Here is a 19,153-nt window from a genome sequence, read left to right on the forward strand (position 1 = left end):
GGGTTCTCTAATCAGTTTGAGGCTTTGAGTTTGGCGGCCTGACTGCGCCGCGAAACCGGCAGCAGTTTGGCAATCGGTTCGGCGCTGGCGCTGTGCTGGCCGAAATTGGCGTTATAGGTGGCGATGATTTCGCCGGCGATGGAGATGGCGATTTCCACAGGCAGTTTGCCTTTGACTTCGCCGATGCCCATCGGGCAGCGCATGCGTTGCACGACGCCGCTGTCGAAACCGCGATCACGCAGGCGATGTTCGAACTTGGCCCGTTTGGTCTTCGAGCCGATCAGGCCGAAGTAGGCGAAGTCGTTGCGCTTGAGGATCGCGGCAGTGAGTTCCAGGTCGAGCTGATGGTTGTGGGTCATGACGATGCAGTAGCTGCCGGCGGGCAGGTCGTCGATTTCATCCACAGGCTCTTCGGCGACGATTTTACGCACGCCGTGGGGAATCTGGTCGGGGAATTCCTCTTCCCGCGAATCGATCCAGCGCACCCTGCAGGGCAGGCTGGCGAGCAGCGGCACCAGCGCGCGACCGACATGCCCGGCGCCGAACACGGCGATCTGCGCCTGCACCTGGCCCATCGGTTCGAACAGCAGCACGGTGGCGCCGCCGCAGCACTGGCCGAGGCTGGCACCGAGGCTGAAGCGCTCCAGATGGGTGTCCTGCTTGCCGCTGGCGAGCATCTCGCGGGCGATCTGCATGGCTTTGTATTCCAGATGCCCGCCACCGATGGTGTCGAAGGTCTGTTTCGCGCTGACGACCATTTTCGAGCCGGCATTGCGCGGGGTCGAGCCGAGTTCTTCGATGATCGTCACCAGAACGCAGGGTTCGCCCTGGTTCTGCAGGTCGGCGAGGGCGTCGATCCAGTTGTACATAGTTCACCCCTACAACATCGTTGTCTGTTCGGGCCTCATCGCTGGCAAGCCAGCTCCCACAGGTTTTGTGGTGTACCGCAAATCCTGAAATCACCACAGATCACTGAGGGAGCTGGCTTGCCAGCGATAAGCCGCACCTCGGTCTTAGAGCGGAGCCAACTCGGTTTCAGCTTCGACCGCTTTCACGGTCTTCAGCTGGCGCATCTGCTCACACCCCCACAACACTCGCTCCGGGGTCGCCGGTGCATCGATCTGCGGCTGATGCTTGTAGTCACCAAGGCTCGCTACCGCGTCCTTGATCGCACACCACGACGCAATCCCGAGCATGAACGGCGGTTCGCCCACGGCCTTGGAATGGAACACCGTGTCTTCCGGGTTCTTGCGGTTTTCCACCAGCTTCACCCGCAGGTCCAGCGGCATGTCCGCCACGGCCGGGATCTTGTAGCTGGCCGGGCCGTTGGTCATCAGCTTGCCCTTGTTGTTCCAGACCAGCTCTTCCATGGTCAGCCAGCCCATGCCCTGAATGAAACCACCCTCGACCTGACCGATGTCGATCGCAGGGTTCAACGAGGCGCCGACGTCGTGGAGGATGTCGGTACGCAGCATCTTGTACTCGCCGGTCAGGGTGTCGACGATCACTTCGCAGCACGCCGCGCCGAAGGCGAAGTAGTAGAACGGCCGACCACGGGCCTGGCTGCGGTCGTAGTAGATTTTCGGGGTCTTGTAGAAGCCGGTGCTCGACAGCGAGACCTGATTGAAATACGCCAGCTGAATCAGCGCCTCGAAGGTCATGATGTGATCACGCACGCGCACATGGCCGTTGTGGAATTCCACGTCTTCTTCGCTGACCTTGTAGTGCCGCGCAGCGAATTCCACCAGACGCTGCTTGATGATCTCGGCGGCGTTCTGCGCCGCTTTACCGTTCAGGTCAGCGCCGCTGGAGGCCGCTGTCGGCGAGGTGTTCGGCACCTTGTCGGTGTTGGTGGCGGTGATCTGCACCCGATCCATTTCCACCTGGAACACTTCGGCCACCACCTGCGCGACCTTGGTGTTGAGGCCCTGGCCCATTTCCGTGCCGCCGTGGTTGAGGTGGATGCTGCCGTCGGTGTAGACGTGGATCAGCGCGCCGGCCTGATTGAGAAAACTGGCGGTGAAGGAGATGCCGAATTTTACCGGGGTCAGCGCCAGGCCTTTTTTCAGGATCGGGCTGTTGGCGTTGTAGCGACGGATCGCTTCGCGGCGTTCGGCGTATTGGCTGCTTGCTTCCAGTTCGGCGGTCATCTCTTCGAGCATGTTGTGCTCGACGGTCTGGTAGTAGTGAGTGACGTTGCGCTCGGTCTTGCCATAGTAGTTGGCCTTGCGCACGGCCAGTGGATCGAGGTTGAGGTGACGGGCAATCGCGTCCATCACTTCTTCGATGGCGACCATCCCTTGCGGGCCGCCGAAACCCCGGTAAGCGGTGTTCGACGCGGTGTTGGTCTTGCAGCGGTGACCGTTGATGGTGGCGTCACCGAGGTAGTACGAGTTGTCCGAGTGGAACATCGCCCGGTCGACAATCGACGCCGACAGGTCCGGCGAGCAGCCGCAGTTGCCGGCCAGGTCCATATTGATGCCGTGCAGGCGCCCGGTGCTGTCGAAGCCGACGTCGTACTCGACGTAGAACGGGTGACGCTTGCCGGTCATCAGCATGTCTTCGACCCGTGGCAGGCGCATTTTGGTCGGCTGGCCGGTGAGGTGCGCAACCACCGCGCACAGGCACGCCGGGCTGGCGGCCTGGGTTTCCTTGCCGCCGAAACCACCGCCCATGCGGCGCATGTCGACGACGATCTTGTTCATCGACACGTCGAGCACTTCGGCCACCAGTTTCTGCACTTCGGTAGGGTTCTGCGTCGAGCAGTAGACGATCATGCCGCCGTCTTCGGTGGGCATGACCGAGGAGATCTGCGTCTCCAGATAGAAGTGTTCCTGGCCGCCGATGTGCAGCGTGCCCTGGATGCGGTGTTCGGCGGTGGCCAATGCCGAGGCCGAATCGCCACGCTGGTGGGTGTGGCTGTCGAGCACGAAGTGGCGTTTGCGCAGGGCTTCGACCACGTCCAGCACCGGTTCGAGATCCTCGTATTCGATGATTGCCGCCATTGCCGCTTTGCGTGCGGTTTCCAGGTCTTTCGCGGCCACGGCCAGTACCGGTTGCCCGACGAACTGCACGTCATCGATGGCCAGCAGCGGATCGCCCGGCAGCAGCGGGCCGATGTCTTTCAGGCCCGGCACGTCTTCGTGGGTGATCGCAATGCGCACGCCTTCGAAGGCGTAGCAGGGCTTGGTGTCGATGCTGATGATTTTCGCGTGGGCGCGGTCCGACAGCCGTGCGTAAACGTGCAACTGATTGGGGAATTCCAAGCGATCGTCGATGTACTGCGCTTCACCGGACACATGCTTGGCGGCGCTGTCGTGCTTGACGCTGCGGCCGACGCCGGTGGTCAGGTCCCTGGCGAACAGTTCCGCCAGTTCAGCTTGAGTTTTCTCTACGCCGTGATGGTTAGACATAAGCGGTCACCCGAGTCTCGATGTGCGGTGTTTGCAGTTCGATGAAGTATTTGCGCAGCAGGTTCTGCGCACTGAGCAGGCGATATTCCTTGCTGGCGCGGAAGTCCGAGAGCGGCGTGAAGTCTTCGGCCAGTGCTGCGCACGCGCGTTCGACCACGGCGCTGTTGAACGGCTGGCCGAGCAACACGGCTTCGCAGTGAGCGGCGCGTTTCGGGATCGCGGCCATGCCGCCGAACGCCATGCGCGCGTCGGTGATTACGCCGTTTTCCACGCGCAGGTTGAACGCGGCGCAGACGGCGGAGATATCATCGTCTAGACGCTTGGAGACCTTGTAGGCGCGGAAACGCTGTTCGGCGGTGGCGCGGGGGACGATGATCTTCTCGATGAACTCGCTTTCCTGGCGCGCGGTGACCTTGTAGTCAATGAAATAATCTTCCAGGTTCAGCGTGCGCCGGGTTTCACCCTTGCACAGCACCACCTGCGCGCCGAGGGCGATCAGCAGCGGGGGCGAATCACCGATCGGCGAGGCGTTGCCGATGTTGCCGCCGAGGGTGCCCTGATTGCGGATCTGCAGCGAGGCGAAGCGGTGCAGCAGTTCGCCGAAATCCGGGTATTCGGCATTCAGCGCTTCGTAGCAGTCGGAGAGGGCGGTGGCGGCGCCGATTTCGAGGCGGTCGTCGAATGTTTCGATACGCTTCATCTCGGCGACGTTGCCGACGTAGATCATCACCGGCAGGGTGCGATGGAACTGGGTGACTTCCAGCGCCAGATCGGTGCCGCCGGCCAGCAGCCGGGCTTGTGGGTAAGCGTCGTAGAGGTCGGCCAGATCGGCGACGGTCAGCGGCACCAGGCAGCGCTTGTCGCCGCTGTTGAGTTCGCCGATATCGGTCGGGGCGATGGCTTTGAGGCGGGCGATGGTCTCGGCTTCGCGGGCATCGAACTGATCCGGTTGCTTGCCACAGCAGGATTGTTCGGCGGCGGCGAGGATCGGCCGGTAGCCGGTGCAGCGGCAGAGGTTGCCGGCCAGCGCTTCGTGCGCCTTGGCCTGATCCGGTGCATCGCTGTTCTTTTGCAGGGCGAACAGCGACATGACGAAGCCGGGGGTGCAGAAGCCGCATTGCGAGCCGTGGCACTCGACCATGGCTTTCTGCACGCTGTGCAATTCGCCCTGGTGCTTGAGGTCTTCGACGCTGATCAGTTGTTTGCCGTGCAGCGACGAAACGAATGTCAGGCACGAGTTGAGACTGCGATAGCGAATGTGTTCGCGGCCGGCGTCATCCGTTTGCAACTCGCCGACCACCACGGTGCAGGCGCCACAGTCGCCGCTGGCGCAGCCTTCTTTGGTGCCGGATTTGCCCACGTGTTCGCGCAGGTAATTGAGCACGGTCAGATTCGGGTCCAGGGCGTGCTCGCTACGGAGTTCCTGGTTAAGTAAAAACTGGATCACGGAAGGCCTCGCAGACTCATTATTGTTGTTAACCGACTTGAGCCGAATTTAGCAGGTCTGACTTTTCGGTCAATGGTTTTCTGACTTAAAGGTCAGGAAAAACGGTTTTGTCGATTAAAGCGTGCTCTATTGAGTATTGACCCTGAGCGGATCCACTGCCTTTTTGCTTGAATCGTGCCAAAAAGCGCCGTGCGGGCACTCCGCCATGCACCTGCATTTGCGCTACACTGCGCCGCTTGTGCAGATCGAAGAGTTTGAAGGACAACCATGACGTTCAAGGCGCCGGACAGCCTCGCCGAGCAAATCGCTCACCACCTCGCCGAACGCATCATTCGCGGCGAAATGAAGCCGGGAGAGCGCATTCAGGAACAGAAGGTCACGCTGGCCCTCAATGTCAGCCGCGGATCGGTCCGCGAAGCCCTGCTGATCCTCGAACGCCGCCACCTGATCGCGATCCTGCCGCGACGTGGCGCCCATGTCACCGAACTCACCGCGCACAAGGTGCAGAGCCTGTGCACGCTGATGAGCGAGCTGTACATCCTGCTCGGCAATGCGGTCGCCAATGGCTGGCAGACCCAGGCCGACATGGCGCCGTTCGTGCAGATCCAGCAGCGCCTGACCGCCAGCTACGAGCGTCAGGACATCCGCACCTTCGTCGACGACAGCTTCGCCGTCATGCGCGCTGCGTACCCGTTTGCCAACAACCCTTACCTGCAAGAGACCGTCGAGAACCTGCAGCCGGCCATGAGCCGCGCCTACTTCCTCGCCCTCGAACAGCGCAAGGCCGAAATGAGCGAGTTCCTCGAACTGTTCGAACGGCTGCTCGCCGCTGTGCTCGCCCGTGATTTGCCGCAGATCCGCATCGTGCTGACGGCTTATGCCCAGCGCAGCTGCGATCTGGTGGTCTCCGCCCTGACGGTTGCCTGAGCGTGCGGCTGAAGTGCATCAAACTGGCGGGGTTCAAGTCCTTCGTCGACCCGACCACGGTGAACTTCCCCAGTAACATGGCGGCGGTCGTCGGGCCGAACGGTTGCGGCAAGTCGAACATCATCGACGCCGTACGCTGGGTGATGGGCGAAAGTTCGGCGAAGAACCTGCGTGGCGAGTCGATGACCGACGTCATCTTCAACGGTTCGACCAGCCGCAAGCCGGTGAGCCAGGCGAGCATCGAACTGGTGTTCGACAACTCCGACGGCACCCTGGTCGGCGAGTACGCGGCCTACGCCGAGATCTCCATTCGCCGCAAAGTCACCCGCGACAGCCAGAACAGCTATTTCCTCAACGGCGCCAAGTGCCGTCGTCGCGACATTACCGATATCTTCCTCGGCACCGGCCTCGGCCCGCGCAGCTACTCGATCATCGAGCAGGGGATGATCTCCAAGCTGATCGAAGCCAAACCGGAAGACCTGCGCAACTTCATCGAAGAGGCGGCGGGGATCTCCAAGTACAAGGAGCGCCGGCGCGAGACCGAAAACCGCATCCGCCGCACCCACGAAAACCTGGCGCGTCTGACCGACCTGCGTGAAGAGCTTGAGCGCCAGCTCGAACGTTTGCACCGGCAGGCCGAGTCCGCGAAGAAGTATCAGGAATACAAGAGCGAAGAGCGCCAGCTCAAGGCGCAACTGTCGGCCCTGCGCTGGCAGGATCTGAACGATCAGGTCGGCCAGCGCGAATCGATCATCGGTACGCAGGAAGTCAGTTTCGAAGCGCTGGTCGCCGAGCAGCGCAATGCCGATGCCGCCATCGAGCGCTTGCGCGACGGGCACCATGAACTGTCCGAACGCTTCAATCTGGTGCAGGGGCGCTTCTATTCGGTCGGCGGCGACATCGCCCGGGTCGAGCAGAGCATTCAGCACGGTCAGCAACGCCTGCGCCAGTTGCAGGACGATCTGAAAGAAGCCGAGCGCGCGCGTGTGGAAACCGAATCGCACCTGGGCCACGACCGCACGCTGCTGCTGACCCTCGGCGAAGAACTGGACATGCTCACCCCCGAGCAGGAAGTCACCAGCGCCGCCGCCGAAGAAGCCGCCGCTGCGCTGGAGGATTCCGAAAGCGTCATGCACGGCTGGCAGGAGCAATGGGACACCTTCAATCTGACCGCCGCTGAACCACGGCGCCAGGCCGAAGTACAGCAGTCGCGGATCCAGCAGTTGGAAACCAGCATGGAGCGTCTGGCCGATCGGCAAAAGCGTCTCGCTGAAGAGCGCGATCTGCTTTCCGCCGACCCGGAAGACGCGGCGATCATGGCGCTCAACGAGCAGCTCGCCGAGTCCGAAGCGACCCTCGAAGATTTGCAGACCAGCGAAGAAGCGCAGGTCGAAAAACTGGAGCAACTGCGTCAGGAATTGCAGCAGGCGCTGACTGCGCAGCAGCAGGCGCAGGGCGATTTGCAGCGCCTCAACGGACGACTGGCCTCGCTGGAAGCCTTGCAGCAAGCCGCGCTCGACCCGGGCACCGGCACCGCCGAATGGCTGAAGGAACACAACCTCGCCGAACGGCCACGTCTGGCCGAAGGCCTGAAGGTCGAGGCGGGTTGGGAGCTGGCGGTGGAAACCGTGCTCGGCGCCGACCTGCAAGCGGTGCTGGTGGATGATTTCAGCGGTTTCGATCTGTCCGGGTTCACCCAAGGTGATCTGCGCCTGCTCAGCCCCGCCGACGATGGCGTGCGGGTAGCGGGCAGCCTGCTGGATAAAGTCGAGGCGCAGATCGATCTGTCGCCATGGCTCGGCCAGGTCAAGCCGGTCGACAGCCTTGAGCAGGCCTTGGCCCTGCGCGGCCAGTTGAGTGCCGGGCAAAGCCTGATCAGTCGCGACGGTTACTGGGTTGGCCGACACTTCCTGCGGGTGCGTCGTGCCAGTGAAGCCGAGAGCGGCATGCTCGCTCGGGGCCAGGAAATCGAAACGCTGCACGCCGAGCGCGAAGAGCGTGAAGCCACGGTCGAGGCCATGGAAACTCGCTTGCAGACTTTGCGTGCGCAACAGCGTCAGCAGGAAAACGGCCGCGAACATTTGCGCCGTTTGCTGCAGGACGAAGCCCGCTCCCAAGGTGAATTGAAAGCCCAGTTGTCCGCCGGTAAAGCCAAGGCTGAACAGCTGACGCTGCGCCGCACGCGGCTTGACGAAGAGCTGATCGAACTCGGCGAGCAACGCGAGCTGGAGCACGAGCAGGTCGGCGAAGCGCGCATGCAATTGCAGGAAGCGCTCGACGCCATGGCGCTGGACACCGAGCAGCGCGAATTGCTGCTGGCTCAGCGTGACAGCCTGCGCGAACGCCTCGATCGCGTGCGTCAGGAAGCCCGTCAGCACAAGGATCACGCCCATCAACTGGCGGTGCGTCTCGGCTCGTTGCGCGCGCAGCACGATTCCACGCGTCAGGCGCTGGAGCGTCTGGAGATGCAGGCCGAGCGCCTGACCGAAAAACGCGAACAGTTGAGTCTGAATCTGGAGGAGGGCGAGGCACCGCTGGAAGAGCTGCGCCTGAAACTCGAAGAACTGCTCGACAAACGCATGACCGTCGACGAAGAGCTGAAGACCGCGCAGATCGCACTGGAAGACGCCGACCGCGAATTGCGCGAGGCGGAAAAACGCCGGACCCAGGCCGAGCAGCAATCGCAGCTGATCCGTGGCCAGCTCGAACAGCAGCGCATGGAATGGCAAGCGCTGACCGTGCGGCGCAAGGCGTTGCAGGATCAATTGCTCGAAGACGGCTACGATCTCAATGGCGTGCTCGCGACCTTGACGCCTGAGGCCAGTGAACGCGCCGCCGAAGAAGAACTCGAACGAATCAATGCGCGGATTCAGCGCCTGGGCGCGATCAACCTCGCGGCCATCGACGAATACACGCAACAATCCGAGCGTAAACGTTATCTGGATGCGCAGGATGCCGATCTGGTGGAAGCACTGGAGACTCTGGAAAACGTCATTCGCAAGATCGACAAGGAAACCCGTAATCGCTTCAAAGATACCTTTGATCAGATCAATAGCGGATTACAGGCACTTTTCCCGAAAGTTTTCGGTGGTGGCAGCGCGTATTTGGAACTGACGGGCGAAGATCTACTCGATACAGGGGTGACGATCATGGCGCGGCCGCCAGGAAAGAAGAACAGCACGATCCATTTGCTCTCCGGCGGGGAAAAAGCCCTGACCGCACTGGCACTGGTTTTTGCGATCTTCAAATTGAATCCGGCGCCGTTCTGCATGCTCGATGAAGTTGACGCGCCACTGGATGACGCTAACGTTGGACGCTACGCACGATTGGTTAAAGAGATGTCGCAGACCGTGCAGTTCATCTATATCACCCACAACAAGATCGCCATGGAAATGGCCGATCAACTGATGGGCGTGACGATGCACGAGCCGGGTTGTTCGCGACTGGTTGCAGTGGATGTCGAGGAGGCGATGGCGATGGTGGACGCCTGAGTCAGCGTGGTGTCGGAAGGGTATGAGTAGTCTGTAGGACTTTTTTACCGACTTCGACTTGCTGGCCAATCGACATATTCGCGCAAGCCAATGTGACAGACGGTGTAAAGTTGTCTTTGGTCGTGCTAGTTTAATGTCAATTTTTCGTATACGTGGGCAAAACGCCTGTCAGAACATAGAGTTGGCGCCACGTTTTAAAGCGGTTTGCACAATGTAAACCCCTTATTTTTCAGCATTTTTTATAGAGGCACGGGATTACATGGAAATCGGTCTGCGCGAGTGGCTGATCGTCATCGGCATCATTGTGATAGCCGGTATTCTTTTCGATGGCTGGCGCCGTATGCGCGGCGGCAAGGGAAAACTGAAATTCCGTCTTGACCGAAGTCTGTCCAACCTGCCGGACGAGGACACCAGCGCTGAGCTGTTGGGCCCGGCCCGCGTGCTGGATACGCATAAAGAGCCGCAACTGGACGAACACGATCTGCCGTCGGTGAGCATGCCGGCCCGCGAAGCACGCGAGCCTCGCGAATCCGGCTCCAAGCGTGGCAAGCGCGGCAGCAACGGCCCGGCCCAGGGCGACCTGAATCTGGACCTGGATCTGGATGGCGGCCCGAGCTTCAGCAGCCGTGATGATGACTTCGTCGAAGACAGCAAGCCTGCGCCGGCGGTGGCCGACAAGGATCAGCCGCAAGCCGAGGAAGTGCTGGTGATCAGCGTGATCTGCCGCGACGCCGCCGGCTTCAAAGGCCCGGCCCTGCTGCAGAACATTCTCGAAAGCGGTCTGCGGTTTGGCGAGATGGATATTTTCCACCGCCACGAAAGCATGGCCGGCAACGGTGAAGTGCTGTTCTCCATGGCCAATGCGGTCAAACCGGGCATCTTCGATCTGGACGATATCGACCATTTCAGCACCCCGGCGGTGAGCTTCTTCCTCGGCCTGCCAGGCCCGCGTCATCCGAAGCAGGCCTTCGACGTGATGGTCGCGGCGGCGCGCAAGCTGTCGCAGGAACTGAACGGCGAGCTGAAAGACGACCAGCGCAGCGTACTGACCGCGCAGACCATCGAGCACTACCGTCAGCGCATCGTCGAGTTCGAACGCCGCGCCCTGACCCAGAAGCGCTAAGGCCAGAGCGCAGTTGTGGAGGGGGCTTGCTGTGGCGAGGGAGCTTGCTCCCGCTGGGCTGCGAAGCAGCCCCAAAATCACGGCGGCTTCGCCACCTAGCGGGACGGTGCGACGATTCGACAAGCTCCCTCGCCACAATGTCCATAGCCTTGAGCTATTGTGATTTAGAAGATAGAGCAGCCTCGGCTGCTCTTTTGCTTTATGAGAGAACACCCATGACCGCCGCCAAAAACCGCATTCTAGAGCTGCGCGCTGAACTCGATCAGCACAACTACCGTTACCACGTCCTCGACGAACCGAGCATTCCGGACGCCGAGTACGACCGGTTGTTCCACGAGCTCAAGGCGCTGGAAGCGGCCAATCCGGAACTGATCACCAGCGACTCGCCGACCCAGCGTGTCGGCAGTGTGGCGCTGACCGCGTTCACCCAGGTGCGTCACGAAGTACCGATGCTCAGCCTCGGCAACGCCTTCGAAGAAACCGACATGCGCGAGTTCGATCGCCGGGTGACCGAGGGTCTGGATCTGCCGGCCGGTGATCTGTTCGGCGGTGGAGCGGCGGTGGAGTACAGCTGCGAGCCGAAGCTCGATGGCCTGGCGGTCAGCCTGCTGTATCAGGACGGCGTGCTGGTGCGCGGCGCTACTCGCGGCGACGGTACCACCGGTGAAGACATCAGCGTCAACGTGCGCACCGTGCGCAACATCCCGTTGAAGCTGCATGGCACAGGCTGGCCGGCGACTCTGGAAGTGCGCGGTGAAGTGTTCATGTCCAAGGCCGGCTTCGAGCGCCTCAACGCCTCGCAACTGGAAGTCGGCGGCAAGACCTTCGCCAACCCGCGCAACGCGGCTGCCGGCAGCCTGCGTCAGCTGGATTCGAAGATCACCGCCAACCGTCCGCTGGAATTCTGCTGCTACGGCATCGGCCAGGTCTCCCACGATATTTCCGACACTCACATCGGCAACCTCAAGCAATTGCAGAAGTGGGGCATGCCGATCAGCCACGAGCTGAAACTGGCCAAAGGCATCGGCGAGTGCCTGGATTACTACCGCGACATCGGTGAGCGCCGTAACGCGCTGGCCTACGAAATCGACGGTGTGGTGTTCAAGGTCAACAGCATCGCCGATCAGCGTGAGCTGGGCTTCCGCGCCCGCGAACCGCGCTGGGCGATTGCGCACAAATTCCCGGCGATGGAAGAACTCACCGAACTGCTCGATGTGGAATTCCAGGTCGGTCGCACCGGCGCCGTCACTCCGGTGGCGCGGCTGAAACCGGTCAAGGTCGCCGGCGTCACCGTGGCCAACGCCACCCTGCACAACATGGACGAAGTGGCGCGCCTGGGCCTGATGATCGGCGACACGGTGATCATCCGCCGCGCCGGTGATGTGATCCCGCAAGTGGTGCAAGTGGTCATGGACCGTCGTCCCGAGAACGCGCGCGCGGTACAGATTCCCGAGAGCTGCCCGGTCTGCGGCTCGCATGTCGAACGCACGCAACTGGTCAAGCGCAGCAAAGGCAAGGAAACCATCAGCGAAGGTGCGGTGTACCGCTGCGTTGGCCGTCTGGCCTGTGGCGCGCAACTGAAGCAGGCGATCATTCACTTCGTGTCGCGCCGGGCGATGGACATCGAGGGACTTGGCGACAAGAGCGTCGAGCAACTGGTCGATGAAGGTCTGGTCAGTTCACCGGCGGATCTGTATGCGCTGAAGTTCGACGACATTGTTGATCTGGAAGGCTTTGCCGAAGTCTCCAGCAACAAACTGTTGGCGGCCATCGAGGACAGCAAGAAACCGGGGCTGGCGCGATTCATTTATGCGCTGGGCATTCCCGACGTCGGCGAGGAGACGGCCAAGGTGTTGGCGCGCTCGCTGGGTTCGCTGGAGCGCGTGCAGCAGGCGTTGCCGCAAGTGCTGACCTACCTGCCGGACATCGGCCTGGAAGTGGCTCACGAGATTCACAGCTTCTTTGAAGATGCACACAACCAGCAAGTGATCGCCGAGTTGTTGGGGCATGGTCTGCAGATTCAGGATCAGGGTGAGCTGGGCGCCGAGTTCGCCGCCAGCACCACGCTTGGTGGTCTGCTCGCCAAGCTGCACATTCCCTTTGTCGGCCCGGGCGGTGCGCAGAAACTGGCGGACAAGTTCGGTTCGCTGGACGCGGTGATGAATGCCGACTGGCTGGACATGCGTCAGGCGCTACCGGAGAAGCAGGCCAATTCGGTGCGTGAATTCTTTGCTTCCCCAGAACATCGGCAGATCGCCGAGGCCGCCGAGAAACAGCTGCGTGATTTCGGCATGCACTGGTTTAGCGAGAAGAAAGTCGTCGAAGGCCTGCCACTGTCCGGCGAGACCTGGGTATTGACGGGCAAGGTCGAGTTGATGAGTCGTGATGTGGCTAAAGAGCACTTGGAAAGCCTCGGCGCCAAGGTCGCCGGCTCGGTATCGGCGAAAACTCATTGTGTGGTCGCAGGGCCGGGTGCTGGCTCGAAGCTGACCAAGGCCAATGAGCTGGGGGTGAAGGTGATGGATGAAGAGGCGTTTATCGCTTTCCTCAAAACCCATGGCATTTCTGCCTGATACCGTTTAGTTCGGTAATCTGCTTTTGTGGCGAGGGAGCTTGCTCCCGCTCGGCGACGAAGTCGTCGCAAAACCACCATCCTCGGTATTTCAGGATAAATGCGGTCGCATGGTTTTGGGGCTGCTTCGCAACCCGGCGGGAGCAAGCTCCCTCGCCACATCGGCAGTGTCACTCAGCAACTGCGCTGTATTCGGGAACATTGTTGACTTCAGGATGATCTAGTCTTGGCAAGCCCCAGGGAGAGATCGCCATGTACCGCTTTTTCGAGCAGCTCAGTTCCCGCATCGTCGCGCCGTTCATGGGCGAATCTTCACGCAACAGCAAAATCTGGCCGTGCCGCTGCGGCCAGTCGCTGTTCTTTCGCAACAGCCAGTGCCTGGCTTGCAGCGCCCTGTTGGGCTATCAGCCTGAAGAAAGTCGCCTGACCTCGTTGCAACCCGGCCCGCAGGACGGCAGCTGGACACTCGATGCCGATCCCGACGCCGGATTGTTTCGTCGCTGCGCCAACCTCGACACTCCCGCCGCGTGCAACTGGCTGCTGCCGGATAACGGTCGCGACAGCCTGTGCATCGCCTGCAGCCTCAACCGCACCATCCCCGACCTCTCGGTGCCGGAAAACCCCGAACGCTGGCGCAAAGTCGAAATCGCCAAGCGCCGGCTGGTGGCGCAACTGATCACCCTCGGGCTGCCGGTCATCCCGAAAACCGTGGATGAGGCCACCGGTCTGGCCTTCGACTTCATCGGCGTCGACCTCGAAGGCAATGCGCCGATGACCGGCCACGCCAACGGCCTGATCACCCTCGACATCAAAGAGGCCGACGACGCCCATCGTGAGCAGGTGCGGGCGGCGATGCATGAACCCTATCGCACGCTGCTTGGGCATTTTCGGCATGAGGTCGGGCATTACTACTGGGATCGTTTGATCGCCAACGGCCCATGGCTCGAAGCTTTTCGCAAGCTGTTCGGCGACGAGCGCGCCAGTTACGCCGAAGCGCTCGACCGTCACTATCAACAGGGCGCACCGCTGGATTGGCCGCAACATTACGTCAGTGCCTACGCGACCATGCACCCCTGGGAGGACTGGGCGGAAACCTGGGCGCATTACCTGCACATGATGGATGCGGTGGATACTGCGCTGGGTTTTGGCATGAGCGCGCGGGAAATGGACTTCGATTACCAGCCGTTTCCACCGAGCACTCTGTACGACCCGGAGCAGCCCGGCGGCGCGGCGTTCCTGTCGTTCGTCAACGCCTGGATCGAACTGGCGGGGATGCTCAACGAACTGTCACGCAGCATGGGCCAGCCGGATTTCTACCCGTTTGTGTTGCCGGCGGCGGCGATTGCCAAGCTGCACTTCATCCATCTGGTGATCCAGCAGGCGGGCGGCAAGGCGGACGAGGTGCTGACCCTGTAGCAGCTGCCGCAGGTTGCGATCTTTTCAGGCTCAGCGCATGTCCTTGAACCCGTTCATATTTTTTATCTGAAACCAACGGTTGTAACTTCGCTTCAGACAGGTACAATGGCGCGGCTCGCCGACAGGTGAGTGTCGTTATGGTGACCCCATCGGTCCCCCCGCAACGATTACCCGTGAACCTGGTCAGAGCCGGAAGGCAGCAGCCACAGCGGGAACATTGTGTGCCGGGGTGTGGCTGGTGGGGTTACCACCTTAACGAACATTGAGCGCTTCAACAGAACTGCATGGGTTTCGCCCACTGCGGTTTTTTTATGCCCGCGATTTGGGCTTTCACGCCAGCCCCTGTGGGCGCGAGCCTGCTCGCGAAGGCTGCCCCCCGATGCCTGTTCGGCCACCAAGGTTGAACAGTGGCATACTCCACCGTCTTGCTGCGCGCGTCGTTGACAAGTTCGCGCCCTGGCTACGAGGTTGTATGCACCCGGAACATCACGATTTATCCACCGCCGTGTACTTGCCTGTGACGGACGAGACCTGCGCGAGCCTGTTGCAGCCCGAGGGTTCAAAAAACCTCGACGAGCTGACGGATGCGCAACTGGCCGCCGTGCTGGTCATCCAGAATCTGGCTCAGGCCACCGAAAAGGATCTCACCGCCGCAGCGGCGGAGAAGGTGCTGGCGCGCCTGATCGCCTGGGCGGTCGATGGCGGGGCAGGGCTGCTGTCCGAGGCGCAACGGCTGTTTGACCCGCGCCAGTTGTACTTCGGTCTGAATGCCATCAGGGGATTGAACCTGCGATTGCTGTTGGCCGAAGAGGTGGCGGCGCAGGATTACCTGCTGCCCGACGGCAAGTGGGATGACGAGTTCAAGACGCGCCACCACGCGATCAACAATCCGTTCAGCCAGCAGATGATCAGCCCGGCGCACCGCGAGCGCTGGCTCAGCGCCGCGCAAGACAAACTGGTCAGAACCTTCCGCGCCAACCTCGATGAAGACCTGCACGTGCAAGGCTATGCCGGGATCGGCAAGAGCCATCTGGTCGGTGCCTTGACCGAGTGCCTGGATCCCGGGAAAACCCTGTTGCTGGCACGTACCCCGGAAAAACTCGCGACCCTGTGTCAGCGCATGGGCGTTACCAGTGAGCGCAAGCCCGGCATCACCTTTGAGGCGTTCGCGCGCGGGCTGATTTATGGGCGCAAGCCACAGCCGGCAAGCGCCGCCGGCCGAGTCGCGAGCAAACAGCGTTTGGCGCAGGAGTTGAACATCCTCGGTTTTCGCGAGCATGACGCGCAACGCACCCTGAACGTCTGCCTGGAAACCCTCGAGCGCTATTGCCACTCCCGGGATTACAGCCTGTCGGCGCATCATCTGCCGTATTTCAAACTGTCCTTGTCCGGTCTTGAGTCCAAGGTGCTGCTGGAATATTCGAGCCGCGTCTGGACTTACCTCGAGGCCAACCCGGCGTGGGGGCGGCAGAGTGGCTTCGAAGCGTTGTTGCTGATCAAGCGGGCAAGCCTCGCCGGCTGCGTGGTGCCGCCGCGTTATACCCACGTGCTGATCGACGAGAGTCAGGACATTCCCGCTTCGCTGTTGCAGATCATCGAGCGCGGCCGGCAGGTGCTGATCACGCTGGGCGATGAGTACCAGCATGCCGATCGCGATCTGGTGAAAAGAAAACGTGAAGTGCGCCAGAGCGATATCACCTACTCGGTGCGTTCGGGACGCAATGTCGAGCGTCTGGTCAATCCGCTGATTTCCCGGCACTCGGAAAAGAGCAAGGTGCCCTTTGAAGGCGCGCGTGAAGCGGACGTCGGCATCGAGTTTTATCCACAGGGCTTTGTCCCGCCGGAAGGTTGCGTGGTACTGACGGCGTCCCCCTGGGACACGATGAAGTGGGCCATGCAACTGCACGATGCCAATTGTCTGTTCTGCTTTGCCGACATGAAAGCCCAGCGCGATCTCGAACACTTCATGACCAGCGCCATCGAGTTGTTCAAGGTCGATTTCTACAGTTCCGCGCACAGCGAGAAGGGTCCGCATCGCTATTTCAGCGACTTGCCCACGTGGCAGCAGGTGCGCGATGCCAACCAGTTCGACGAGGCGTTTCTGTGGGTCGAGGCCGAGCTGGAAAAAGGCTTCAAGGTCGCTGACCTGACCCGGCTCAACCGGATGATCGGCGGCCCCGGCAAAAGCTGCCTGCTGATGCAGGCGCACGAGGCGGGTGGCATGGAGTTCGACCGGGTTCTGCTGACGCCCGAACTGCTGACCAACGTGCAGTTCAAGGACGCCTACGCGTTCGATCAGCGGATCTGCGCCGTGTACATCGCCATCTCCCGCGCCCGGCAGCAGCTTTATCTGCCGTACGACGTGGTCGAATGGATCGAATTTCACGACTACCAGAAATTCCGCGAATCGCACGGCTATTGATTCCCCCCCCCTTGTAGGAGTGAGCCTGCTCGCGATTGCTTCGGTTCAGTCAACATCGATGCCGACTGACATGACACTATCGCGAACAGGCTCACTCCTACAGGGCGTTATGGGGTGTCGCAGTCCCGATCCCGAGCCGAAATTTTCCCGCCAACAACAGCTTGGCCAGATTAGACGAGCACACCGGATGCAATTTTGCCCCTGCTCCGCTAGCATTAGCCGCTTCAGCTTCCTTCGTTGCGACGGTTTTCGATGAGTTATCAGGTTCTTGCACGTAAATGGCGTCCGCGCTCGTTCCGCGAAATGGTCGGCCAGACCCATGTGCTCAAGGCTCTGATCAATGCCTTGGACAGCCAGCGGCTGCACCACGCGTACCTGTTCACCGGTACGCGCGGGGTCGGCAAGACCACCATTGCGCGGATCATTGCCAAATGCCTGAACTGTGAGACAGGTATCACGTCCAGCCCCTGCGGTGAGTGTTCGGTGTGCCGCGAGATCGACGAAGGGCGCTTTGTCGACCTGATCGAGATCGACGCCGCGAGCCGGACCAAGGTCGAGGACACCCGCGAGCTGCTCGACAACGTGCAGTACGCGCCGAGCCGCGGGCGCTTCAAGGTCTACCTGATCGACGAAGTGCACATGCTCTCCAGCCATTCCTTCAATGCGCTGCTGAAAACCCTCGAAGAGCCGCCGCCGTACGTCAAGTTCATCCTGGCGACCACCGACCCGCAGAAACTTCCGGCAACGATTTTGTCGCGTTGCCTGCAGTTTTCCCTGAAGAACATGACGCCCGAACGCGTGGTCGAGCATCTGACCCACGTGCTCGGCGCGGAAAACGTGCCGTTCGAAGACGACGCGCTGTGGTTGCTGGGCCGCGCCGCCGATGGTTCGATGCGTGACGCCATGAGCCTGACCGACCAGGCCATCGCCTTCGGTGAAGGCAAGGTGCTGGCCGCCGATGTGCGGGCGATGCTCGGCACGCTGGATCACGGTCAGGTTTTCGACGTGTTGCACGCACTGATCGAAGGCGATGCCAAGGCGTTGCTTGAAGCCGTGCGCCATCTGGCCGAGCAAGGCCCGGACTGGAACGGCGTGCTCTCGGAAATTCTCAACGTGCTGCACCGTGTCGCCATCGCCCAGGCATTGCCGGAAGGTGTCGATAACGGTCATGGCGACCGTGACCGCGTATTGGCGCTGGCGCAGGCGCTGCCGGCCGAAGACGTGCAGTTCTACTACCAGATGGGCCTGATCGGTCGCCGCGACTTGCCGCTGGCGCCGGATCCCCGTGGTGGTTTCGAAATGGTCCTGCTGCGGATGCTGGCCTTCCGGCCCGCGGACACGGCGGACGCCCCGAGGCAACCGCTAAAGCCAGTGGGGATCAGCCAGGCCACAGTTGATTCCGCAAACTCAGTGGCTGCCGCGCCCAAGCCTGCGCCGGTAGTCGCTGCGGCTGTTGTGCCTGCACCGGTTGTTGCTCCAGCACCAACGCCGGCTCCAGAGCCAGCGCCTGTGGTGGCCGCTGCGCCGGCCCCTGCGCCAGAGCCAGAGCCAGTCGCCGCCGAAGAGGTGGTCGACCTGCCGTGGAACGATCCGGTCGAACCCGAGCCGGAACCCGAGCCAGTGCAGCAACCAGCCGTCGAGCCGGTGCTGGAAACCGCCAGCGAGCAGCCCGAGTTGCCGCCGATGCCGCTGCCGACGCCGGACAGCGTGGTGCCGGATGCGCCGGAGTGGGCCGCTGCGCCGATTCCCGAGCCGTCGGTCGCCGACGTCGATGCCGCCACACCGGGCATGGATCTCGACGATGAGCCGCCGCTGGACGAAGACTACATTGAGCCGGACATGGATTCGGCCTACAGCTACCTCGACGATCTGGCCAGCGAACACACCGCCGAGCCGGCCCCGGAACCCGAGCCGGAGCCTGCCGCCGCGCCGGCCACCGGTCTGGCGTTGCAATGGCTGGAGCTGTTCCCGCAACTGCCGATCTCCGGCATGACCGGCAGCATCGCCGCCAATTGCACGCTGATCGCGGTCGATGGCGACCATTGGCTGATGCACCTGGACCCGGCGCACAGTGCGCTGTTCAACGCCACGCAGCAGCGGCGCCTGAACGATGCGTTGAACCAGTTTCACGGTCGCACGCTGACCCTGACCATCGAGCTGATCAAACCCGAACAGGAAACCCCGGCGCAGGCCGCGTCCCGTCGCCGGGCCAACCGTCAGCGCGAGGCGGAGGAATCGATCCACGGTGATCCGTTCATCCAGCAAATGGTTCAGCAGTTCGGTGCGGTGGTGCGACACGATACTATTGAACCTGTCGATGCCTTGGTCGCCCAAGGCTAATA

10 protein-coding genes and 1 other RNA gene are annotated in these 19,153 nt (G+C 61.7%); 8 read left to right on the top strand and 3 right to left on the bottom strand.

Annotated features, from left to right (window positions below; genetic code table 11):
* Positions 1–11 precede the first annotated feature (11 nt).
* The 3 genes from xdhC to xdhA form a co-directional block, all read right to left on the bottom strand.
* Positions 12–869 carry a xanthine dehydrogenase accessory protein XdhC gene (gene xdhC, locus ACIP8I_RS14005; protein WP_007961057.1) on the bottom strand — a complete coding sequence of 286 codons (858 nt, stop codon included), beginning with the start codon at positions 867–869 and terminating at the stop codon, positions 12–14.
* 144 nt (positions 870–1,013) lie between these two features.
* On the bottom strand, positions 1,014–3,413 hold the full coding sequence (gene xdhB / locus ACIP8I_RS14010) for a xanthine dehydrogenase molybdopterin binding subunit (RefSeq protein ID WP_400761850.1): 2,400 nt from the start codon (positions 3,411–3,413) through the stop codon (positions 1,014–1,016).
* Positions 3,406–4,860: a xanthine dehydrogenase small subunit gene (gene xdhA / locus ACIP8I_RS14015; RefSeq protein WP_400761852.1), complete on the bottom strand. Its 1,455-nt coding sequence runs from the start codon at positions 4,858–4,860 to the stop codon at positions 3,406–3,408. The genes xdhB and xdhA overlap by 8 nt, the downstream gene beginning before the upstream one ends.
* Before the next feature lie 267 nt (positions 4,861–5,127).
* Between xdhA and ACIP8I_RS14020 the strand changes: the two genes are divergently transcribed.
* From ACIP8I_RS14020 to dnaX, 8 genes are all read left to right on the top strand, one after another.
* Positions 5,128–5,787: a GntR family transcriptional regulator gene (locus ACIP8I_RS14020; protein WP_007961062.1), complete on the top strand. Its 660-nt coding sequence runs from the start codon at positions 5,128–5,130 to the stop codon at positions 5,785–5,787.
* Between the two features lie 2 nt (positions 5,788–5,789).
* Positions 5,790–9,278, top strand: a complete 3,489-nt coding sequence (gene smc / locus ACIP8I_RS14025) for a chromosome segregation protein SMC (RefSeq protein ID WP_400761854.1) — start codon at positions 5,790–5,792, stop codon at positions 9,276–9,278.
* A gap of 259 nt (positions 9,279–9,537) precedes the next feature.
* Positions 9,538–10,401 (top strand): cell division protein ZipA, encoded by an 864-nt coding sequence (gene zipA, locus ACIP8I_RS14030; RefSeq protein ID WP_047293036.1) that lies wholly within the window; start codon positions 9,538–9,540, stop codon positions 10,399–10,401.
* Between the two features lie 215 nt (positions 10,402–10,616).
* On the top strand, positions 10,617–12,974 hold the full coding sequence (gene ligA, locus ACIP8I_RS14035; protein ID WP_400761856.1) for an NAD-dependent DNA ligase LigA: 2,358 nt from the start codon (positions 10,617–10,619) through the stop codon (positions 12,972–12,974).
* A 251-nt stretch (positions 12,975–13,225) separates the two neighbouring features.
* Positions 13,226–14,389, top strand: a complete 1,164-nt coding sequence (locus tag ACIP8I_RS14040) for a putative zinc-binding metallopeptidase (protein ID WP_400761858.1) — start codon at positions 13,226–13,228, stop codon at positions 14,387–14,389.
* 147 nt (positions 14,390–14,536) lie between these two features.
* Positions 14,537–14,633, top strand: an RNA gene (ffs, locus tag ACIP8I_RS14045) — signal recognition particle sRNA small type.
* Between the two features lie 228 nt (positions 14,634–14,861).
* Positions 14,862–16,811: a hypothetical protein gene (locus ACIP8I_RS14050; RefSeq protein WP_400761860.1), complete on the top strand. Its 1,950-nt coding sequence runs from the start codon at positions 14,862–14,864 to the stop codon at positions 16,809–16,811.
* Positions 16,812–17,063: 252 nt separating this feature from the next.
* Entirely contained in the window at positions 17,064–19,151 is a 2,088-nt protein-coding gene (gene dnaX / locus ACIP8I_RS14055; RefSeq protein WP_400761862.1) for a DNA polymerase III subunit gamma/tau, read from the top strand.
* The last annotated feature ends 2 nt before the right edge of the window (positions 19,152–19,153 follow it).

Source organism: Pseudomonas sp. NPDC088414, assembly GCF_044753325.1.
Classification (GTDB): Bacteria; Pseudomonadota; Gammaproteobacteria; order Pseudomonadales; family Pseudomonadaceae; genus Aquipseudomonas.